Raw genomic sequence first — 21,727 nt, 5'->3', positions numbered from 1 at the left:
AATTGAAATTGTTAAAGAATTGACAGGAAGTTTTTATCGCTGATGACCGCGGCTGCAAGCCGGCTAACATTATCATAGGCCTTATTAAAAAGAAACGGCCCCATGCTAACGCGTTTTACACCCAGCGAAGCCAGTGCTTCAAAATCGGGCAGCGCAGGCATGCACATGACGTTAACGGGCAAACCGGTAGCATTTACAACCGCTTTAATATCGTTGCTATCGGTAATGCAGGGCACAAAAACTCCGCTGGCACCCGCGTTTTCATAGTTTTTAACGCGGATAAGTGTTTCGGACAATGCTGATGGCTGCCCCAGCAGAAAAGCATCTGTGCGGATGTTTAAAAACAGTTTTAAGTTGTTCCTGCTGATGTGGTTTGCCACTGCTGATAGCGTTTTTTCAAATTCATCAACGGGTTGCAGGTACCGGCTGGCACCGGCAATAGTATCCTCCAGGTTTATGCCAACCACGCCTGCGTCGTGCAGTTTATCTATGTTGGCAATAATACCCTCGATGGTGCGGCTGTAACCGCCTTCCATATCTACCGAAAAAGGGATGTCAACTACTTCAACAACCCGTTTGGCCAGTTGCAGGAGCACACCAAAGGGCAGGTTTTCACCATCCTGGTAACCCATTGCATTTGATAGCGCCTGGCTGGAAACACCAATGGCCTGGTAACCATTAGCCTCAAAAATTTGTGCACTCTTTACATCCCAAATATTTCCTAAAATAAGCGGAGTTGGGTTTTGGTGCAGTTGCGAAAATGTTTCGAAATTATTCATGTTGTACCTTTGTTTTAATTGTTGAAACAAAGGTATAGCGGCTGCAAATGCCAAAATTGTACAAACCGGAACGGTTTAAATTATTGTTGCAAAAGCTGGTTAACCGGGGTTATATTTTGCAGGTAGGCCGAGGGTGTAAAGCCTGTAAAAGATTTAAAATCGCGAATAAAATGCGACTGATCAAAATAGCCGCTATCATAAGCGATAGCGGTAAAAGGCTGCTCATTTTTGGTGATAAGCTTAAGACTGTACTGAAAACGGATAATTTTATTGAATGACGATGGCGACAAGCCGGTATGCCTGTAAATTAGTTTGTGCAGGTACCGCGGAGTGATACCATATTTTGAAGCGATATTGCCCAGGTTATTTTCGGCGGGTTCTTTTTTTATGCTTGATAAAATGTGGGCCACCTTGTCAATTCCTGGTGCTCTTTTTTCGCTGTCCATCAGTCGTTTTACCAGGAAGTTTTCTATCAGCGTTATTCTTTTTAGTTGGTCTGCAGTTTCCAGCAGCCGGGCGTGCAGTGTTTTTGCGGGATTGCCAATAACATCTGTAAAATCGGTTATCCGGTCGTTAAACGCGCTCATTTCATCATTGAAAAAATAGGCTGCCGAATGCGTAAAAAACTTAATGCCCAGCATAGTATGCCGCCCCTTCGACCGGATGGCCAGGGGTTTTGTAATTTGTCCCCATAGCTCAATGGGTGGGGTTTTCAAAAATTCATGATCAACCGACGATTCCCAGGTACCACTACCCAGGTTAAAGATAACTTCCATATCGCCGCTCGGGAATACGGTATCCTCAAATTCCGAGTCCGAATCTGATTCAAAAATATAATAATGCCTTACATAAGGCTTTAAAATATCCGATGGAAAAAAGTGTTTAAATTCCATAATAAGCCCCCTCTAAATCTCCCCCGGCAGGGGAGACTTTAATTTCGAGATAGATAAATTCAGAATCGACCATTAGCTCAATTCTATTAAAGTGTAAAAGTTATTTTGAAAGTTTTACTGATGTGAATTTACGGTTCTTTCTGTAACATCATTCCTAATTTATTACATTATTTATGGCGGTTGCTGCTAAACGAATCGCGAAACATTTTCCAGCCTGCGGGTGTCTTCTTCCACAACACCAGGAATTTACCTTCGTCAAACAGCTTATTGTTGGCATCGTACGACTTCCAAAGTCCTACTTCGGTTACATAATGCGCACCATCGCCAAATACATCAAGGGTAATAAATTTGCCGTTCCGCAGTCCTATTTTGTCATATGCTATCCTGAAAAATTTGAGCGGCGCACCGGGCCCCTTCATAGCCGGTGCATTTGGCGGCATTATCCAGCAATCCTTTGCATACCTGTCGATAAATATGGCCGGATCATTCTTAACAAAAGCCTGGAAATAAACACGGTTACTTTCGACTATCGCTTTTTTTGCTTCGGCCAGCTCTGGATTTTTACTTTTTTGTTGGGCATTGCCGGTATAAAACACCGATGACAAGGCCACGGTAATAATAAGGGTGATTTTAAGCATAACCATATGATTTGATGGTACAAAGCTATTGTTGCTGATGGTGATAAAATTGTACAAACCGGAACTGTTTGTTTGGATTTATCATCGTATTGGATAGCCTGCTTTATAGTTTTGGTTTTTATAAAAATATTTGGTTAAATTTGGTTTATGAGCGTATTGGTAAACACGAAAAACGAGCAGGAAGAGAAGGTACTATTGGCTTTTTTGGATAGCCTGCGTTATAACTACCAGGCCAATGTTCACAAAAGTGCGGATGAGCTCAACAGCGCATTTATTGATGAATACAATACAGAGATTGAACAGGCCGACGCGGCAATTGAAGCTGGGAGTTTTGTTAGTCATGACGATGTGGAGCAGCTTTTTAAAAACAGGAGAAAAGCGCTTTAATGGATATTAAATGGAATAAATTGGCTGTAAAACAGTTGATAGATGCTATTGAATACCTGGAAAACAACGACCAATTTACCTACGCCGAAAAAATTGAACAGCGGATATTATTAAAAATTAAATCGTTACCGCAAAAATCAGATATCTATCAGCCCGATAGACTCAAGAAAAACAACGACGGTAGTTTTCACGCGTTTGAAGTTGACAGTTACAGGATTTCGTACCGGGTACTACCAAAAGAAATACGAATATTAAGGATCAGGCATTCGAGCCGAAGGCCGTTTACACGGTAATAGCTGCCGGCCTACAATTATCCGCAAGTTCGCGTTAGTGATAGCCGCGGATACCGGCCTGTGCTTAAGGCCGGTTGTGGGCATAGCGCCGGGCGTGCAGTATGAGCAGATAGCACGGCCACCACTTCTACCAGTGGTGGAAACGCCCACAAACGTACTTTATCTTAAAATAGTAACATTCCCGGATAACCTGGACCTGCTGCTATCTTTGGTATCGATGATGTAATAATATACCCCGGCAGGCAGTGTTTTGCCGCCATAGGTGCCATCCCAGGCTTTGGTATAACCGGTGGATTGCATCACCTTAAGCCCGTACCGGTTAAACACACTCACCACGCAATCAGGAAAAAAGGAAAGGTTGGGGATATTCCATGTATCGTTAATGCCATCGCCATTGGGGCTAAATGCGTTGACAACAGTTATAACAACAGGCGGCAAAATATTAACAAACAGCAAATTACTGGTAACAGGTGCTGTGCAGGCATTATTTGTTGTAATGGTACAGGTAATCACATCGCCATTATTAAAAGTGTTGCCGGTAAATGTACTTTGATTTAAGCCTACATTGGCGCCGTTTACCTGCCATTGGTAGGCTGTAACGGCGGCGGAAGGCTGCGCGGTTGCGGTAAAAGTGATTGTGGTGCCGGCGTATACGCCATCGGCAGATGCGGCAATAGTAACCGATGGTGACGGAGTAAGTGGTACTATCACGTCCACGTTGATGGCATTTGACAGGGCAGATAAAGGCCCTGCACAGGTACTGTTATTGGTGAGTGTACAGGTAACAACATCGCCATTGGTCAGTATATTGCTTGCAAATGTAGGGCTATTGGTACCGGCAGCACTGCCATTTACCTGCCAGGCATAGGTTGGATTAGTACCTGCATTGGTGGGGCTTGCCGTAAATAAGATAGCCGTACCGCTGCAATTGGGATTATGCAGATCTGAGCTAATAGATATGGCTGGCGCCGATACGTTATTAACAGTTAAAACCTGGGTAAGCACCTCACCGTTACTGGTGGCTGTGATGGTTGATGTCCCCGCGGCAACCAAATGAACCTGGCCATTTACAATGGTTGCCACGGCCGGGTTACTGCTGGTGTAACTAATCGGCTTTAGGCTGGTGGCACCGGGATCGAAATCATTGTCGCAGGATATTTTTGAAGATATGGTTCCAAATGCCAGCATCGGGCTAACGGTTAACTCCTGCGTAACCGGCGTTGCGGCAAGGTTCAGGACATCGCCTGCCTGCGATGCTGTAATAGTGGTAGTACCAATACCGGTAACATGAATGAACCCATTAATAATGGTTGCTACCTGCGGATTGCTGCTGGTATACGTTATGGGGAAGGCTGTAACATTGCTTGTAGCGCCGGGAGCAAAATCGGCGTCGTTAAGGTGCTTAACCGGCAGGGCCGCAAAGGCAATATAACCCTGCTGGTATACGGTAAGCTGTCGCGATACCGGGGCGGCCGTACTGTAATTGGCATTACCGGCCTGGGTGGCCGTTATTGTTGTATAACCCACGCCGGTTAGCAGAATATTGCCGTCAGCCGTGATGATTGCCACCGCAGGATCGCTGCTTGTTAAAACGATAGGCGTTTCGGGATTGGTGCTGCTGACATTAGGTTTTATAATGTTTTTAACCGCAGACGGCAACGAATTAAAGGTGATAACAGATGGCTTAAGCGGCACATCACTAACCTGGATATTTATAGTTACAGCGCTGCTGCCGCCCGCGTTATATGCCGTAATGGTATAATTGGTGGCCGGGGTTGCGGCCGTTGGCGTACCACTTATAATGCCGGTTTTGGGGTCAAATACCAATCCGGGCGGTAGCGGCTTATCAATAGCATAGCCGGTTAAGTTTATTTCCCTTACCAGGTAATTGCCAAAATCGGTTATAAATAAATTACCGTTGCTGTCAAAAGCAGGGCTAATGGGATAATTAAAAGTTGCGGCACTGCCAATACCATTTACGCTACCGGGCGAGCCGTTGCCGGCAATGGTTGTTACCTGGCCCGCCGGGGTAATTTTCCGGATGGAGTGATTTTTATAATCGGCCACATACAAATTACCCGGTGCATCAATTGCCAGCCCGGTGGGGTAGTTAAATGAGGCTGCTGTTTTTAACCCATCGGCATTGCCAACTGCCCCGCTGCCCGCAAAGGTTGCTACCGAACCATCGGTTGCAATCTTCCTTATCATGTTATTTTTGGTATCGGCCACGTAAATATTGCCCTGCTTATCAATTGCAAGACCGTCGGGGTTTCTAAAGGTTGCTGCCAAACCTGTAGTCGCATTATTAGCGCCCGCGGCACCACTACCGGCAATTGTTTTAACCGCTCCCGCGGGGCTGATCATGCGAATGCTGTTATTTTGCTGATCGGCCACGTAAATATTATCCGAAGCGTCAACAGCTATACCACCGGGCGCATTAAATGAAGCTGCTTTGCCTATGCCATCAATTTTGCCGGCGTTGCCGCTGCCAGCAAAAACCGACGATGCTCCGGCCGGAGTAATTTTAAGGATTTTGTTGGTATAAAAATCGGTAACATAAATATTGCCCTGGCTATCAAGCGCCAATCCCGATGGCGAATTGGTGTTGGCAATGGTATGTACATCGGCTGCAGGCGATATTTTACGGATAGCGCCGCTGCCAAAATCCGAAACGTAAATATTACCTGATGCATCCCCACCGATACCCGAGGGCAGGTTAAAGCCAGCATCTGTTCCCTGCGAATCGTAAGTGACCGGGGCCCGTCCACCGGCAAATGTGCTTACCTGGCCGTATATTGCCGCCGGTACCGCGCCGCCTGTATTGGCAGGCCTTAATGATGGTATAACCGTATTGGTAATATAAACCTGCGGACTTTGATATTTAATATTTGGCGGCGATACTGTTGGTGTCGCATTCACTTTAAGCTGCCGGTTGCCAATTGCCTGCACCTTGCCCGGCGCAAATGGAGGTGCAGCCCGCGTGCTATCTTTATAAATTTGAAATACTGTATTAACTTTTGAAGGCGATTGCGCAAAAGCGCCAACGGAAAAAATAGTAAGAATTAAAAGCCATAAAAAACAGGTATCTCTTTTATTCATACTTTATTGAAGGCCTGCTTATTGTCATAAAATTTGGATGGTACCAAAATATGTTTTTTTGCCCAATAATGGTAACAAGATTACCGAAAGCATACATAGTAACTGAATTTTCTTTGTTCCCTGTCCTTTTTACCAACATGGCTTGAAAAAACAGCGATGTACAAAAAATTTGACCGTTTAAACAACTTATTTACAAAAGCTTTGCTTAACATTACTGCTTAAGCGCGAATTTCCCTGCCCGCTTTTAATCATTAATAAAAATTAAAAGAAATGGAACAAAACAAAACGTGGCACGAGAAGCACACAGCATCATTAGGATTTGGCCAAAGGCTGGCCGACAGCGTAGCAAAGGGCATGGGTTCATGGCGATTTATTATCATTCAATCGTTGATCGTAGTTTTATGGATGGGTCTTAACGTGGTTGCATTTGTAACTCATTGGGATGTTTACCCTTTCATCCTGCTAAACCTGCTGTTCTCTACCCAGGCCGCTTATGCTGCGCCGATAATTATGATGGCCCAAAACCGGCAGGGTGAACGCGACCGTGCCCAGGCCGATGCCGATTTTAAAACAAACGTAGAAGCAAAACAGGAAATAGAACAATTGCTGGCAAAACTAAATTCAATCGAAATTGAGAAGCTGGATAAGATAGTTGAAATGCTGAAACAGATTTGTCCCCCTCAATAAATTCAGATGCAAAGATTGTTTCACCATGTATAAAAAGACCCGGTAAAATCAACAATTGGCAGCTGTTACATAACACTTGTAAATAATTGAAGAAAACTTGCACAAAACTGTCGAAAACGTCCATTCTTTTAACAGTTTTGTGCAGATTTTTGACATACTTAAACCACCTCCGCCATCGGTTCCAAAATAGCGGCGATTGGCTCTCCAATTAATCCGTTGATAGAAAAATGCATTTTCAAACACTCCAAAAAGTTTTGAATAGCCGGTGTTTGCTTGATAGTGGCGGCGTACCAGGTGCGTTGGGCAATGGTATGATGTAGTGGTTTTGTCACAATGTTGCGACCATTGAGGTATGGTTTAACAATCCAGTCGGCCATAACGCTGATGCCAAGGCCTGCGTTTACCATCTCGATAGTGGCATCAGTATAGTGAATGCGGTGCAGTGTTTTGGGCTTTACCTGCTGCGCCTGGATGAGGGCTTCAATTACGGGCGTGTCCTGGTATGATGGATCATACAACGGTAAAATGAGCTCCTCGTCCTGGAAATCCGATACGCTGATGACGTCCTTTTTTGCCAGCGGATGATCGGTACAAATTACGGCCACAAGCTGATCTTCAAAGATAGGCTCGTATACAATTTTGGTATTTATCATCTGCGTACGCACTATGCCAATATCCAGTTCGCCGCGCATTAAATACTCCAGCGGGCGGCGTGTTGCATCCGATAAAATGTGGATATTGATATCAGGCCAGCGGTTTTTGTAATATTTGATGATGCCCGGCAACCAATGATAAGCCGTGTAACATTGCATGCTGATGGTAAGTTTCCCGGTCTTGCCGTTCTTGTAATTCTGGATGTCTTCTTCCAGCGAATTCAGCTCGGCCAGGATCTTTTCGGCGCTCCGCAGGAAGCGATACCCCTGCTCGCTAAGATGGAGTTTTTTACCCTGCCGGTGAAAAACTTCAATGTCCATTTCGCGCTCCAATTCTTTCAATTGATGGCTCAGCGCCGACTGTGTTAAATGCAAAGTTGCGGCTGCTTTTGTAAGCGATCCTTCCTTCGAAATTGTATCAACCAAACGAAAATGATGAAGTGCAATATTCATATATTAGTTTTTCTAATGATTATGACAAAATTAATTCATTTTTCTAATATATATGATAAATCTACATTTGCCGTGTACAAATTACACTACAATGTTACAGATACCTTCAAAACAATTACTTCTGTTTTTAGGTGTTTTTTATGTCATCCAGGCTCAGGCTCAGCAAAAGGTTCTCAATATTAAAAATGCTGAACAAATGGCGCTCGCTAATTACGGTACCATCAAGTCGAAAGCTAACCAGTTAAACGCTGCCAGGGCATATTTAAAAGAAACACGCACAGAATATCTACCAGATGTAAGCATCTCGGCACAACAAGACTACGGAACCGCCAACGGGCAAAACGGCCCGCTATATGGTTATCATGGTCTTTCGGCGGCATCATCGGGCCCTGCACTACCTAAGCAGAACTGGAATTCGGCATTTGGCTCACTTTACCTAAGCAACGTAAGCTGGGATTTTTTCAGCTTTGGCAAAGCGAAGGAAAAAGTTAAAGTGCAAAGCCAGGTGGTTAACCGCGAACAGGCCGACCTTAGCCAGGAAACTTTTCAGCACCAGATACGCGTGGCAAGTACCTATCTTAATTTATTGGCTGCCCAGCAGTTGCAAAAAGCACAGCAGGATAACCTTAACCGCGCCATCGACCTGCAAACCGTGGTGGTTGCCCGCGTAAAAAACGGCCTTAATGCTGGTGTTGATTCATCGTTGGCTAACGCCGAAGTATCAAACGCCCGCATAGCTTTAACCAACACCCGGCAGACAGTACAGGACCAAAGCAACCAGCTATCCGTTTATTTGGGCATCCCGGCGCAGGAGTTTGAACTGGATAGCGCCTTTATTACCAAAGCGCCAACAACCCTGGCCGCGCAAAGCGCGGTTTCGGCTACAGATCATCCTACGTTACGTTATTTCCAAAACCGGATAGGCGTAAGCGACGAGCAGGCTAAATACCTCAAAACGTTTGCCTTGCCCACCTTTAGCCTGTTTGGTGTTTACCAGGGCCGCGGCTCGGGCTTTAACTCCGATTATGGCACCAACCAAAGCAGTTACAGCAGTAGCTATGGTGCCGGTGCCGACCCTACCCGCTATAATTATTTATTTGGTGTGGCTATGGTTTGGAATTTTACAACTATTTTCAGGACACATTACCAGGTAGAATCGCAAAAATTCACATCGGCACAATATAAAAATGATTATGACCTGGTAGCCCAGCAGCTGCAGGCTCAGCAGTCATTGGCCGAAACCCGCATCAGCAACGCCCTTAAAAACTACAACGAAGTACCCGTTGAAGTAAAAGCAGCCAGCGATGCCTACACCCAAAAATACGCACTGTACAAAAACGGGCTATCGAACATCGTCGATTTTACGCAAGCCCTTTACACATTAAACCGTGCCGAAGTTGACAAGTACATAGCATCCAACAACGTTTGGCAGGCGCTGCTTTACAAAGCCGCCGCTACCGGCGATTTTGGCTTATTCATTAATAATTTTTAAAACTGATACACATTATATAATGGGAATGATAAAAGGGGCGCTTCAAAAACCAATTACCATATTGGTTATAGTAGCCGGGTTGTTTTTTTTCGGGATAAATGCGGTACGTACTATCAAGATCGACATTTTTCCGGATTTGAACCTGCCGGTTATCTATGTATCTCACCCATACGGTGGTTTTACCCCAAACCAAATGGAGGCTTACTTTGGTAAGCAATATGTTAACCTGCTGCTCTTCGTTTCGGGCGTGAAAAGTATCGAAACAAAAAACATACAGGGCCTAACACTGATAAAAGTTACCTTTTACGAGGGTACCAACATGGCCCAGGCCGCGGCGGAGGTCACGGCGTACACCAATAGGGCGCAGTCGGCGTTTCCGCAGGGGTCGCAACCGCCGTTTATTCTCAGGTTTGATGCCTCTACCCTGCCGGTTGGCCAGCTGGTATTAAGCAGCGCCACCCGTACCAATAACGAGTTGCTTGATTATGCTTCGGTTTATATCCGCTCGTCGTTTACCTCAATACCAGGTTTAGTTGCACCTGCTCCCTTTGGAGGTAACCAGCGTACCGTATTGATTAAAATAGACCCGACTGCATTAAGGACCCACAATTTAACGCCCGATCAGATTGTTGCTGCCCTGCGCGAAAACAACCAGAATACCCCTGCAGGTAACGTACGCATAGGCGATTATAATTACCTGGCGCCATCAAATACCACCATAAAAAATGTAAAAGATTTTGGGGATATCCCGCTGTATAAAAACGGCATCCAAACTGTATTTATGCGCGATGTAGCAACCATTGAGGATGGGGCTGATATTACCAACGGTTACGCTCTTATCAACGGCAAGCGATCGGTTTACCTGCCTATTACCAAATCGGCCACGGCATCAACCTGGGAGGTAGTGCAGAATTTGAAGAAGGCACTACCAAGGTTCCAGGCTTTGGTACCGCCGGATGTAAAACTATCTTTTGTATTCGATCAATCGATTTACGTGATAAACGCTGTTAAGAGTTTGGCCGAGGAAGGCGCAATTGGCGCGGTGCTTACCGGCTTAATGGTATTGCTGTTCCTGGGCGACAGGCGCGGTGCGTTAATTGTAATATTAACTATCCCAACCTGTATCATCTCGGCAATATTCTTCCTGTCGCTGTTCCACCAAACCATCAATATCATGACGCTGAGCGGGCTTTCGCTGGCTATCGGGATCCTGGTGGATGAATCAACGGTGACTATAGAGAATATTCACCAGCATTTTGATATGGGCAAGCCTAAAGCATTGGCTATCTGGGATGCCTGCAAGGAAATAGCCTTCCCCAAATTATTGATCTTGTTTTGTATCCTGGCGGTTTTCGCCCCTGCCTTTACCATGACGGGGATTCCGGGCGCATTGTTCCTGCCGCTGGCTTTAGCTATCGGTTTCTCCATGATCATCTCTTACTTTTTGGCCCAAACGTTTGTACCCATCATGGCCAACTGGATTATGGTGAACAAGCACGAAGACCATAGCCATCCCGACGGTTTTGCGTTGGAGGATGAAGGCGAGCCATGGGAGCAAAAGGAAAAAGCGATGAAGCTGGCGTTGGAGCATCCAGGCGAAAAGGCGACCAGGTTTGACAAGTTCAGGGAAAGTTTTATGCGCCTGATGGACCGTATGCTGCCGGCCCGCAAACTTATTGTAACTGTATACGTGATAGGCGCATTTGCTTTGGCTTTTTTACTATTTAACATCATTGGGCGCGATGTATTGCCCAAAGTAAACTCCGGAACATTCCAGGTGCGTTTGCGTGCCCCGGATGGTACCAGGCTCGAACGCACCGAGCTTATCGCGGTTAAAGCACAGCATATATTGGGCGAAATTGTGGGCAAAAACCATATTGCCATCACCTCCACATTTGTTGGTTCGCACCCCTCGTCGTTCTCTACCAACCCGATATACCTGTTCATGGCCGGCCCGCAGGAGGCAGTTATGCAGATAAGCTTAACCGAGGATTACAAAGTAAACCTTGATGATTTGAAAGAAAAAATACGCTACCAGGTAGCTAAACAAATACCGGGGGTGAAACTCTCTTTCGAGCCGATAGAACTTACCGATAAAATTTTGAGCCAGGGCTCGCCTACGCCTATCGAAATTGCATTATCCGGTAAAAACAAAAAGCAAAATCAGGAATATGCCTTTAAAATTTTAGATAAGCTAAAGGATATTAAATACCTGCGCGACGCACAAATAGGGCAATCATTTAATTATCCAACTATCGATATCAATATCGACAGGCAACGTGCAGCACAATTGGGTGTTGGATTGAACGACATTTCCCGATCGTTGGTGGCCTCCACATCATCATCAAGGTTTACCGAAAAAAACAACTGGATTGATGAAAAGGCAGGCCTAAGCTACCTGGTACAGGTACAGGTACCAGAGTACCAGATGAGCAGCCTGAATGATGTGCGCGAGATACCAGTACTGGCCAACCAGTCCCGCCCGGTACTGGGCGACGTTGCCGATATTAAAACAGGGGTTACCAATGGCGAAAACGATAATATCGGCGCTATCCCTACTCTATCGGTAACGGCCAACTTATACAATAAAGACCTGGGCACCGCAACAAACGATGTTCAAAAAGCAATTGACGCTTTGGGAAAACCGCCCCGCGGTTTAACTATTGAGATGCGCGGTATGAGCCAAACACTAACAGCTACGCTGGATAGCCTGCAATCGGGCTTGATAGTGGCCATCCTGGTAATATTCCTGATGCTGGCTGCTAACTTTCAGTCGTTTAAAATGTCGCTGGTTGTATTATCTACCGTACCGGCTGTATTGTTTGGATCGTTGTTTTTGGTAAAAATAATGGGATCAACGCTTAACCTGCAATCGTACATGGGTATGATCATGTCGGTAGGTGTGTCCATCTCCAACGCGGTATTACTGATAACCAACGCCGAAGAATTACGCAAGCATAATGGCGATGCATTAAAATCGGCCCGCGAGGCGGTTGCACTTCGTTTACGCCCTATTTTGATGACCAGTTTGGCCATGATTGTAGGAATGGTGCCCATGGCATCGGGTCTGGGCGAAGGGGGCGATCAAACATCGCCATTAGGCCGGGCAGTTATTGGCGGGCTTATAGCTTCAACCTTTGCCGCTTTGCTGGTATTACCACTGGTTTTTGCCTGGGTACAAGCCGATGCCACAACCCAATCCGTTTCGTTAGACCCAGAAGATAAAGAAAGTAAATTTTATGTCCCTTTACATCATCATGAATAAATTTAAAAATAAACCGATACTTATCCTTGCCGCTTTTGCTATTGCTTTAAGCTCATTAAGTGCTTGCCACTCTGATGATAAGGAAAAACAGGACCAGCAGGCTGAAGAGCAAACGCAGGCAGCCGCCGAAACACCAACCGTTGAACTGGTGACTGTAGCCAAAGGTAAATTAAGCAGCAGCATTTCCATCCCCGGTGAGTTGATTCCTTACCAGCAGGTTGACCTTTATGCAAAAGTTAACAGTTATGTTAAAAAACTTTTAGTTGATATAGGGTCTGAAGTACATGCAGGCCAGTTGCTGGTGGTGTTAGAGGCGCCCGAAATAAACTCACAACTTGCAGGTGCGCAATCGCGCATTAAGCAATATGAGGCTGTTTACTATGCCAGCAAAGCAACTTATGACAGGTTGGTAAGCACCAGCAAAACCCCCGGAACTATCTCGCTTAACGACCTGGAACAGGCCGAAGCTAAAAAGAATGCGGATATGGCTAACGTAGAAGCTGCAAAATCTGCCTTAAAAGAAGTATCAGCTAACCTGGCTTACCTGGAGATAAGGGCCCCTTTTGATGGTGTTATCACCAGCCGTAACGTAAACCTGGGCGCCTATGTAGGCCCAGGTGGTAAAGGATCTGATCCGTTGTTTACTTTACAGGACCAAAACAGGCTTCGTTTAGTGGTATCGGTGCCAGAAAGCTACACCGGATCATTAAGCAATAAAAGCGAAGTAAACTTTACCATAAAAGCTTTGCCCAATGAAAAATTTACAGCCCAGGTAAAACGTATGGCAGGTGCACTTGATGAAAAACTGAGAGCCGAACGTTTGGAAATGGATGTTTACAATAAAAGCAAAAAGCTACTGCCGCATATGTTTGCCGAGGTTAACGTTCCGTTGCCCGATGGCGACAGTACTTTTGTGGTAGCCAAAACAGCGGTAGCAACATCAACCGAAAAAGTGTTTGTAATTAAAGTGGTAAACAATAAAGCGCAGTGGGTTGATGTAAAAAAAGGCCTTACATCGGGCGATATGATGGAGATATTCGGAGATCTTAAACCCGGAGATAAACTGGTAAAAGTTGCCAGCGATGAAATAAGGAACGGAAGCAACGTGAAGGAAAAGCAGTGAGTTTGGTGAGGAGCGGCGAAAGGCAAAAGGTGAAAGGTAAAAGGTAAAAGGTGAAAGGCGAAAAGTGAAGGGCGTGCAGGAAAAACATGCAACGTTTTTATTTCCTGCTGCGTCTTATAAACAAAAAAGGATGATCATGAAAAAACTTATCTTCTCTGGAATGGCATTGCTGCTTACCGCTTTCATAGCTGTTAATACATCAGCGCAAGTGGTTACACGAAATGTATCGGGCTATACAGGTATTGCCTGCGGCGGCCCGTTCAATGTGTTTATAAAAATTGACGGCACAGAAAGCATTAAGCTTGACGTAGATGCCGATGTGGTGAACGATATTAAAACCGAAGTTGAGGACGGCGTACTGATGGTTGAATTTAAAGATCATTGGAACAAGCACAACAATATCAAACGCGCCAATATTTATATAACGGCTAAAACGTTAAAATATTTGGCCAACAGCGGGTCGGGCAATTTAACCGTAGATGGCGTATTAACCGGCAATAACGCCAAAGTAGCATTGAGCGGTTCGGGTAATGTTAAAACAGCAGTTAAGTCATCAACACTTGATTTACGTTTAAGCGGATCTGGCTCTATAGATATTAAAGGAAGCACCGGCCTGGCCGATGTAAACATAGCCGGATCTGGCGAGGTAAATGGCAAAGAACTAAAAACCGAAACTGTAGAAGCCAGGATTGCCGGCTCGGGTAGTGTCAATATCATCGCCAATAAAACGGTTTCGGCCCGTATAGCAGGTTCGGGCAGTGTACTTTACTCGGGCAATGCAACAACAGGCGAAACACGCTATGCAGGTTCGGGCAGGGTAAGTAAAGTCGACTAAAAATATATTCATTTGTTTTTAAACAGAAAGGGCTATCGCAAATGTGACAGCCCTTTCTGTTTGAAATTATTTTATAGAAGCAGTTGTGCTCCTGCTTATTCAAACTTAAATACATCGCCTAAATTGGCATTGTCACTGGTACTCACTTTCATATCTTTAATTTTGCCGGTACTTATGCTGTATACCCAGCCGTGTACGGCCAGCGGCTGCCCATTTTTCCAGGCATTTTGCACTATGGAGGTTTTGCAAAGGTTATAAACGTTTTCAACCACATTTAATTCAACCAGGCGATTGGTACGCTCCTGCTCATTTTCAATAGCGTCAAGTTCCTCTGCATGCAGGCGGTAAACATCTTTAATGTGGCGCAGCCAGTTATCTATCAAACCAAATTCGTGATTACTCATAGCGGCAATAACACCTCCGCAACCGTAATGGCCTGTTACAATAACGTGTTTTACTTTCAACACATTTACCGCATAATCCAATACCGATAACATATTCATATCCGAGTGTATCACCATATTGGCAATGTTACGGTGTACAAATATTTCGCCCGGCGATGTATTGGTAATCTGGTTTGCAGGTACCCGGCTATCAGCGCAACCTATCCAAAGTACCGGCGGTGTTTGGCCGTTGGCCAATTTTTTAAAATAGTCAGGATCTTCGGCCAAAGCATCGGCAATAAATTGCTCATTACCTTCTAAAAGGCTTTCGTAAGTAATATGGCTTGTGTCGTGTATTAATTTTTTGGCACACATAGTTTTTCGTAGATTATTGTTAGATAGTTTTTATATCGATCTGCCTTTATCGGCCCAAAACAAACGCGTTATTTTGTGCAGCGCTACGGGCGATAAATCATAATATAATATCGTAAGCAAAATTAATGGAATGAAGTAAAAAATTGCAAAATCGTACAGATTAAATAAAAATCCGCCGGCAATGGCCCCGATAAAATAAAAAGAAAGCACCGTTAGCCGAACGATAATCTTATTTCGGATAACCGTTGTTTTCTCTACATTAGGATGTACCCATTCTGAAACATCGCCCCCCAGGTCGGTAAACAAGCCGGTTAAATGGGTTGATTTTATCAACCCGCCAGATATGGTGGATACCAGGCTATTTTGCAAGCCCATACAAAAGATAATAACACCTATAACTATTTCGCGTTCCAGGTCAGTCTCTTTATAAAAATTATGTCCGTAAATAGCCACGAATAAGAGCAGAACGATCTCGATAATTATTGGTGTAGAATGCGCCTTGTACCTGCTCTTATACTCCAGCGAACGCACAATAAAGTTAGATAAAAAGGCGCCGGCAAAAAACAGCAGCAGCCAAATTACAAATACGATGATCTCCCTGAAGTTTTGCTCCACAATATGCTTGGCCAGGTTGGCCACATGGCCGGTAATGTTGGATGTAAAGGCCAAAAACGCAACCATACCAGCCACGTTGGTAACACCCGAGACAAAAGCCGTTGACGACGCCAGCAATAAATTTTGTTTAAGTGTGCGTTCTTCTTTCGATTGCCTTAGCATAGATAGCCGTTGTTTATAACCAACGGTTAAAAATAGTATAAAAAAATCAAAAGCCTCTCCTAAACAAAGAAGCTTTCATGAGTACAAAAAATATTAAACTGCGATCATCCTCTTCAAAGAACAAGACTTTAAAATAAGGTTAGTGGTTTGAAAAGGTTATCCTCAAATAATCGTATCAACTGGAGATTTAATACCCCCCTTTCTATCTAATATGAAAATCAAAGTCCTCTCCTTTGGAGAGGATTTAGGTGAGGCTAAAAAACCCCGGCCATTTTCATGCGCCGGGGCTAATCAAACATAATAAACCCCAGATGCCAATCAAACAAAGGGAGGCTATTTCAATCAAACAAAAAATTAGTGCGAGGCCACAGCTTCGATGCTATCCAGCTCATACACATAACCTAAATTATGCGGACTGCTGCTGCTCACTTTAATGTCCTTCACCAAACCGGTACCTAAATCTATTACCCAACCGTGTACTTCCAGGTCGTGGCGCTCCATCCAGGCATTTTGGATAATTGATGTTTTGCACAGGTTGTACACCTGCTCACTTACATTCAGTTCCACCAACCGGTTTTGCTTTTGGGTTTCGTCGGTAATACGGTCAAGCTCATGACTGTGCAGGCGGTACACATCTTTAATATGGCGCAGCCAGTTATCAATTAAGCCAAATTGTTTGTTACTCATTGCCGCAGCCACGCCGCCGCAGCCGTAATGACCGGCAACTATCACATGCTTTACTTTGAGTACGTTAACGGCATAATCCAGCACACTCAACATGTTCATATCCGAGTGTACACATACATTCGCGATATTCCGATGTACAAATACCTCGCCCGCTTTGGTGCCCGTAACCTCGTTGGCAGGTACACGGCTGTCTGAGCAGCCTATCCACAATACCTGTGGCGACTGGCCTTTAGCCAGGTTAGTAAAAAAGTTGCTGTCTTCTTTTAACTTTTTATCAACCCACTCGGCATTGCCCCGAATAAGCGCTTTATAACTATCGGCCTGGGCCAGTTTTATATTGGTGGTATCAATTACCGGTTTATCGTTCTTTTTATTTTCTATAAGTGCCATGATGTTTTTCTTTTTTTTTGTTAATTACTGGTATTGCTAAATCTGCTTAACGGCGATGTGCCACAACTCAAAACTGATAACTCAATACCCAAAACTAATTAGGGTTATACATTAATTCTTTTAAAGGAGGTACATCGTACTTGTCCTTTATTTCAAGCAGTTGCACTACTATCCCCTTGGTATAGGCATTGTGCTTATAATTATGGATGATCTCCAGTACATCCGGATCTATGTAACGCGAGTTGGAGCCGTCGATGATCACATCGGTTCCGCTTGGCAGGCTGGTAAGCGTAATTTGTATGGCCGCTTTATTTAAAAAGGATACCTCTTCGGCCAGTTTAATCCTGATCACCTTTTTATCGCCGTTTTTAGTAATCTGGTAAAAATACGGGTTGCGTAAATTGGTGCGGAGTATGTAAAAGATACCTACAAGCATACCAATGCCAACACCTATCAACAGGTCGGTTAAAACAACGGCCACAATGGTTACCACAAACGGAATAAACTGGCTAAGTCCCTGGTGCCACATGTGTTTAAACAGGGCAATACGCGCCAGCTTATACCCTGTCATGAGCAGGATAGCCGCCAAACAGGATAAGGGGATTAAATTGATTAATACCGGGATAAACAACAGCGATATTAATAAAAGTAAGCCGTGAACCACGGCGCTGGTTTTGGTACGCGCGCCCGAATTAACGTTGGCAGACGACCGAACAATAACAGCTGTCATAGGTAAACCGCCTAAAAGGCCGCTGGTAATGTTACCTATCCCCTGGGCTACAAGCTCGCGGTTAGTTGGCGAGATGCGTTTAATTGGATCTATCTTATCAACGGCTTCCAAACTGAGCAAAGTTTCAAGGCTGGCAACCACGGCAATTGTAAAGGCGGTTATCCAAACCTGTTTATTGCCAATGCTGCTAAAATCTGCGGTTTTAAAAAGGGCAAAAAACTCCGTACTGCTGTTTACAATAGGTATGCGTACAAATTGCTTATCAAGTAGTGCCAAACCCGTATTTTTAAAAGCCAGGCTTAAGCCAATGCCCGCCAGTACAACCAATAAAGGCGCAGGCACCATAGCCATTTTTTTAAATTTTGGCCAATATATCATCAAAGCCAATGAAACTATGCTGATAATTACTGCCCCGTAGTTAATTTTACTCAACGCGCCCAGCACACCCGAAAAACTATTGTGTTCATCGGCCTGGTTAAAGCCTTCATCGCCCTCAAAATCGGCATCATAGCCCACCGCGTGCGGAAACTGCTTCATGATCAGGATAATGCCGATAGCGGCCAGCATGCCTTCAATTACCGCCGACGGAAAGTAATTGGCTATCGTTCCGGCCTTTAAAAGACCCAGCAAAATCTGAAAAATGCCGGCAAGTACAAGCGCCAATAAAAATGTCTCATATGCACCCAGGCTGGTTATTGCGTTTAATACAATAACGGTTAAACCAGCGGCCGGGCCGGCCACGCTAAGCTGCGAACCACTCAACGAGCCTACAACTACACCGCCAATGATACCGGTAAGCACACCGGCAAATAATGGTGCGCCCGATGCTAAAGCTATACCAAGACATAAGGGTAACGCTACCAGGAATACAACCAGACTGGCCGGAAGATCGCGTTTTAAGTTTTTGGGCAAAAAGTATTTTTTTAGGTTAAGATTGCCCATGGCAAATCCACCTTGCTTAATTGACATAAGAAATGTGTTTGAATAAAAATTTAAATGAATTGTAAAGCGTTACAGCCCGGATAAGAAATATCCGGTTAAATCATTTAAACGTTGGGCGGGGGAGTTGGCACTACCGGGTGGTAGGTTTGTATATACAGGGCATGCTCCAGGTTGTGGAGCACTTTAGTTTCTGCAACAAAAGTAATGAAATCAATACTGTGTAAATCGTACTCGTCAAAAACCTTTTTCTCTTTAAACACATCCTTATCGGGTGTATCCTTTTCGCCTTTTGATTCCTGCTCCAGCTGCATAATCACGGCACTCATGGCCTTGCTGTCAAGATATAAAAATACAGGGGCAAGTGATAAGGCCATCTTTAACATAAAGACCCCCATAAACATTGCAACTACCAGTATTTTGAATTTCCTGACCTTCATTGTCACAAATATAATCAAAATTCCCCCGTGGGAAAGCATGTCACAGCAGTTTTATGTACATCTTACAATTTAATTACTATTTTTAGCATGTTACAAACAACCTGAATTGTGAATAAAAAGCTCGGAGTATTAAGACAAAAACGCCAGAAGGCATTTGAAGGCGGTGGTGCGGTACGTATTGAAAGTCAGCATAAAAAAGGGAAATTAACAGCACGTGAGCGGCTCCATTTTTTAATGGACGAAGGCTCGTTCCAGGAGATTGGCATGCTGGTTTCTCATCGTTCCACAGATTTTGGGATGGAGAAAGAAAAATACCCCGGCGATGGTGTTGTAACCGGTTATGGCACTATTAACGGGCGATTGGTTTATGTTTTTTCGCAGGATTTTACCGTTTTCGGCGGCTCATTGTCAGAAACACATGCCGAAAAGATTGTGAAGATCATGGACCTGGCGATAAAAAACGGCGCACCGGTTGTAGGCCTTAATGATTCTGGCGGCGCCCGCATCCAGGAAGGGGTTGTATCCTTAGGCGGCTATGCCGATATATTTTATAAAAACACCATGGCATCGGGTGTGGTGCCTCAAATTTCGGCAATTATGGGCCCTTGTGCGGGAGGTGCGGTGTACTCCCCGGCCATTACCGATTTTATTTTAATGGTTGAGCATACCTCATATATGTTTGTAACCGGGCCGAATGTGGTAAAAACGGTTACCCATGAAATTGTAACATCCGAAGAACTGGGCGGTGCAACAACCCATGCCACCAAATCGGGCGTTACCCATTTTGCCTGTGCTAACGAGATTGAGGCTATCCAAAACATCAAAAAACTGCTAAGCTATATGCCCCAGAATTGCGAGGACAGGGCCCCTGCCCTGCCTTATGATATTGGAAACGAGCTTCGCCCCGAATTAAATACACTTTTGCCCGAAATAGCATCAACCCCTTATGATATCCGCGAAATTATTGATCATGTTATTGATACAGGCTCGTTTTTGGAGATCCATAAAGATTTTGCCGAAAATATTGTTGTTGGCTTTGCCCGTCTTGCCGGCCGCAGCATAGGCATTGTTGCCAATCAGCCTGCATTTTTGGCCGGGGTATTGGATATCAACAGCTCAACCAAGGCTGCCCGATTTGTGCGCTTTTGCGATAGCTTCAATATACCTTTGCTGGTATTTGAAGATGTACCCGGCTTTTTACCAGGTACCGACCAGGAATGGAATGCCATTATCACCAACGGCGCCAAACTGCTTTATGCCTTTTGCGAGGCTACCGTTCCGCGTGTTACCGTAATTACCCGCAAAGCCTATGGCGGTGCCTACGATGTGATGAACTCTAAACACATTGGCGCCGATATGAACTATGCCTGGCCATCGGCCGAGATTGCTGTGATGGGCGCCAAAGGCGCTGCCGAAATTATTTTTAAACGGGAAATAAGCACAGCCGAAGACAAGGAGGCTAAATGGAAAGAAAAAGAGCAATTATATTCAGACACCTTTGCCAACCCCTACCGAGCTGCCGAACGCGGATTTATTGATGAAGTAATTGAGCCCGCCGAAACCCGCCTTAAACTCATCCACGCCTTTAAAATGCTGGAGAATAAAGTGGTCTATAACCCCAGGAAAAAACATGGAAATATCCCTTTGTGATTTGGGATTGAGGATGTTCAATTTCGGATTTATTTTTGATCTTGAATTGCAAGTTATACAGGCATAATCACGGAGCAAAAACATATAAACTGGGTTAACATAACTTAACATATTTTAGATAAATTATTTATAAATATCTAATAATCAATATATTATATTTTTTCATGGTTAACACTAAAATGATGCTTTGTGCAATTTAGCACATTCAAATGTCTGTCCACCATGTTAGATAAATTTATATTGCCAATCAAAAATGAATAATTCCGAAATCGAACATCCGAAATCCGAAATATCAATCGAACAAATCCGTCCTGAACTTACCTGGCGGTTGCGGCAGCGGGTTTTATACCCTAACCAAAAACTTTATGAAATGGAAATGGACGAGGACAATAGCGGCCTTCACTTTGCCGCTTTTAAGGATAATGCAGTTGTTGGCGTGGTATCGCTATTCCAAAAAGGTGATGATTTCCAGTTCCGCAAGTTTGCCATTGACGAATCAATGCAAGGTATGGGTGTTGGCGGGCGGTTGTTTAATTACATTACCGATTTTTCGATAAAAAACGGTGGCAAACGCCTGTGGTGCAATGCACGGGTATCCGCAATCGGCTTTTACCTCAAATTTGATTTTAAACACACCGGGCAGCTGTTTTCTAAAAATGGCTTTGACTACGAGATACTGGAGAAGGAGTTGTAGGCTGTAGATGTGCAGATTTCAGATGTGCAGATGTTTCTGAACCGGGATTAAACAGATTTGTCAGA

Annotated in this window: 19 protein-coding genes; 9 read left to right on the top strand and 10 right to left on the bottom strand. The window is 44.5% G+C overall.

Translation table 11 applies throughout. The features are described from left to right. Nucleotides 1–11: 11 nt before the first annotated feature. The 3 genes from AC1RM2_RS24605 to AC1RM2_RS24595 form a co-directional block, all read right to left on the bottom strand. Entirely contained in the window at nucleotides 12–779 is a 768-nt protein-coding gene (locus tag AC1RM2_RS24605) for an isocitrate lyase/PEP mutase family protein (protein WP_492987765.1), read from the bottom strand. A gap of 80 nt (nucleotides 780–859) precedes the next feature. Next, a complete protein-coding gene (locus AC1RM2_RS24600) occupies nucleotides 860–1,672 on the bottom strand; it encodes a DUF6597 domain-containing transcriptional factor (RefSeq protein WP_492987764.1) in 813 nt (270 codons plus the stop codon). 167 nt (nucleotides 1,673–1,839) lie between these two features. Next, on the bottom strand, nucleotides 1,840–2,310 hold the full coding sequence (locus tag AC1RM2_RS24595) for a YybH family protein (RefSeq protein ID WP_492987763.1): 471 nt from the start codon (nucleotides 2,308–2,310) through the stop codon (nucleotides 1,840–1,842). 147 nt (nucleotides 2,311–2,457) lie between these two features. Here AC1RM2_RS24595 and AC1RM2_RS24590 point away from each other — a divergent pair, with 147 nt between their 5' ends. Next, nucleotides 2,458–2,697 (top strand): hypothetical protein, encoded by a 240-nt coding sequence (locus AC1RM2_RS24590; protein WP_492987762.1) that lies wholly within the window; start codon nucleotides 2,458–2,460, stop codon nucleotides 2,695–2,697. Further along, nucleotides 2,697–2,990, top strand: coding sequence for a type II toxin-antitoxin system RelE/ParE family toxin (locus tag AC1RM2_RS24585; protein WP_492987761.1), 294 nt, complete (start codon nucleotides 2,697–2,699; stop codon nucleotides 2,988–2,990). The genes AC1RM2_RS24590 and AC1RM2_RS24585 overlap by 1 nt, the downstream gene beginning before the upstream one ends. A 159-nt stretch (nucleotides 2,991–3,149) precedes the next feature. On the opposite strand, the gene AC1RM2_RS24580 is transcribed toward AC1RM2_RS24585, so the two are convergent. Continuing rightward, nucleotides 3,150–6,089, bottom strand: coding sequence for a T9SS type B sorting domain-containing protein (locus AC1RM2_RS24580; protein ID WP_492987760.1), 2,940 nt, complete (start codon nucleotides 6,087–6,089; stop codon nucleotides 3,150–3,152). A 270-nt stretch (nucleotides 6,090–6,359) separates the two neighbouring features. Between AC1RM2_RS24580 and AC1RM2_RS24575 the strand changes: the two genes are divergently transcribed. Beyond that, on the top strand, nucleotides 6,360–6,776 hold the full coding sequence (locus AC1RM2_RS24575; protein ID WP_492987759.1) for a DUF1003 domain-containing protein: 417 nt from the start codon (nucleotides 6,360–6,362) through the stop codon (nucleotides 6,774–6,776). A 158-nt stretch (nucleotides 6,777–6,934) separates the two neighbouring features. On the opposite strand, the gene AC1RM2_RS24570 is transcribed toward AC1RM2_RS24575, so the two are convergent. Beyond that, on the bottom strand, nucleotides 6,935–7,882 hold the full coding sequence (locus AC1RM2_RS24570) for a LysR family transcriptional regulator (RefSeq protein WP_492987758.1): 948 nt from the start codon (nucleotides 7,880–7,882) through the stop codon (nucleotides 6,935–6,937). Between the two features lie 91 nt (nucleotides 7,883–7,973). On the opposite strand from AC1RM2_RS24570, the gene AC1RM2_RS24565 reads away from it, so the two are divergent. The 4 genes from AC1RM2_RS24565 (at nucleotide 7,974) to AC1RM2_RS24550 (ending at nucleotide 14,597) form a co-directional block, all read left to right on the top strand. Further along, entirely contained in the window at nucleotides 7,974–9,374 is a 1,401-nt protein-coding gene (locus AC1RM2_RS24565) for a TolC family protein (protein WP_492987757.1), read from the top strand. 19 nt (nucleotides 9,375–9,393) lie between these two features. Further along, complete coding sequence (locus AC1RM2_RS24560; protein ID WP_492987756.1) at nucleotides 9,394–12,639, top strand: efflux RND transporter permease subunit; 3,246 nt, start codon at nucleotides 9,394–9,396, stop codon at nucleotides 12,637–12,639. After that, complete coding sequence (locus AC1RM2_RS24555) at nucleotides 12,632–13,762, top strand: efflux RND transporter periplasmic adaptor subunit (RefSeq protein WP_492987755.1); 1,131 nt, start codon at nucleotides 12,632–12,634, stop codon at nucleotides 13,760–13,762. The genes AC1RM2_RS24560 and AC1RM2_RS24555 overlap by 8 nt, the downstream gene beginning before the upstream one ends. 136 nt (nucleotides 13,763–13,898) lie before the next feature. Then, nucleotides 13,899–14,597, top strand: coding sequence for a head GIN domain-containing protein (locus AC1RM2_RS24550; protein WP_492987754.1), 699 nt, complete (start codon nucleotides 13,899–13,901; stop codon nucleotides 14,595–14,597). A gap of 95 nt (nucleotides 14,598–14,692) precedes the next feature. Here AC1RM2_RS24550 and can read toward each other — a convergent pair whose 3' ends face one another. From can to AC1RM2_RS24525, 5 genes are all read right to left on the bottom strand, one after another. Further along, nucleotides 14,693–15,355, bottom strand: coding sequence for a carbonate dehydratase (gene can / locus AC1RM2_RS24545; protein WP_492987753.1), 663 nt, complete (start codon nucleotides 15,353–15,355; stop codon nucleotides 14,693–14,695). Nucleotides 15,356–15,385: 30 nt separating this feature from the next. Then, a complete protein-coding gene (locus AC1RM2_RS24540; RefSeq protein WP_090653151.1) occupies nucleotides 15,386–16,132 on the bottom strand; it encodes a YoaK family protein in 747 nt (248 codons plus the stop codon). 354 nt (nucleotides 16,133–16,486) lie between these two features. Beyond that, complete coding sequence (locus AC1RM2_RS24535) at nucleotides 16,487–17,209, bottom strand: carbonic anhydrase (protein WP_492987752.1); 723 nt, start codon at nucleotides 17,207–17,209, stop codon at nucleotides 16,487–16,489. A 94-nt stretch (nucleotides 17,210–17,303) separates the two neighbouring features. Then, a complete protein-coding gene (locus tag AC1RM2_RS24530; RefSeq protein ID WP_492987751.1) occupies nucleotides 17,304–18,908 on the bottom strand; it encodes a SulP family inorganic anion transporter in 1,605 nt (534 codons plus the stop codon). A 77-nt stretch (nucleotides 18,909–18,985) separates the two neighbouring features. Beyond that, nucleotides 18,986–19,255, bottom strand: coding sequence for a hypothetical protein (locus AC1RM2_RS24525; protein ID WP_492987750.1), 270 nt, complete (start codon nucleotides 19,253–19,255; stop codon nucleotides 18,986–18,988). 171 nt (nucleotides 19,256–19,426) lie between these two features. On the opposite strand from AC1RM2_RS24525, the gene AC1RM2_RS24520 reads away from it, so the two are divergent. Together AC1RM2_RS24520 and AC1RM2_RS24515 are read left to right on the top strand one after the other, a co-directional pair. After that, nucleotides 19,427–20,968 (top strand): acyl-CoA carboxylase subunit beta, encoded by a 1,542-nt coding sequence (locus AC1RM2_RS24520; RefSeq protein WP_492987749.1) that lies wholly within the window; start codon nucleotides 19,427–19,429, stop codon nucleotides 20,966–20,968. Nucleotides 20,969–21,221: 253 nt separating this feature from the next. After that, nucleotides 21,222–21,662 carry a GNAT family N-acetyltransferase gene (locus AC1RM2_RS24515; RefSeq protein ID WP_492987748.1) on the top strand — a complete coding sequence of 147 codons (441 nt, stop codon included), beginning with the start codon at nucleotides 21,222–21,224 and terminating at the stop codon, nucleotides 21,660–21,662. The last annotated feature ends 65 nt before the right edge of the window (nucleotides 21,663–21,727 follow it).

It is taken from the genome of Mucilaginibacter sp. GW822-FHT03E02, from assembly GCF_058801545.1.
This window is presented reverse-complemented; position numbering and strand designations above follow the sequence as displayed.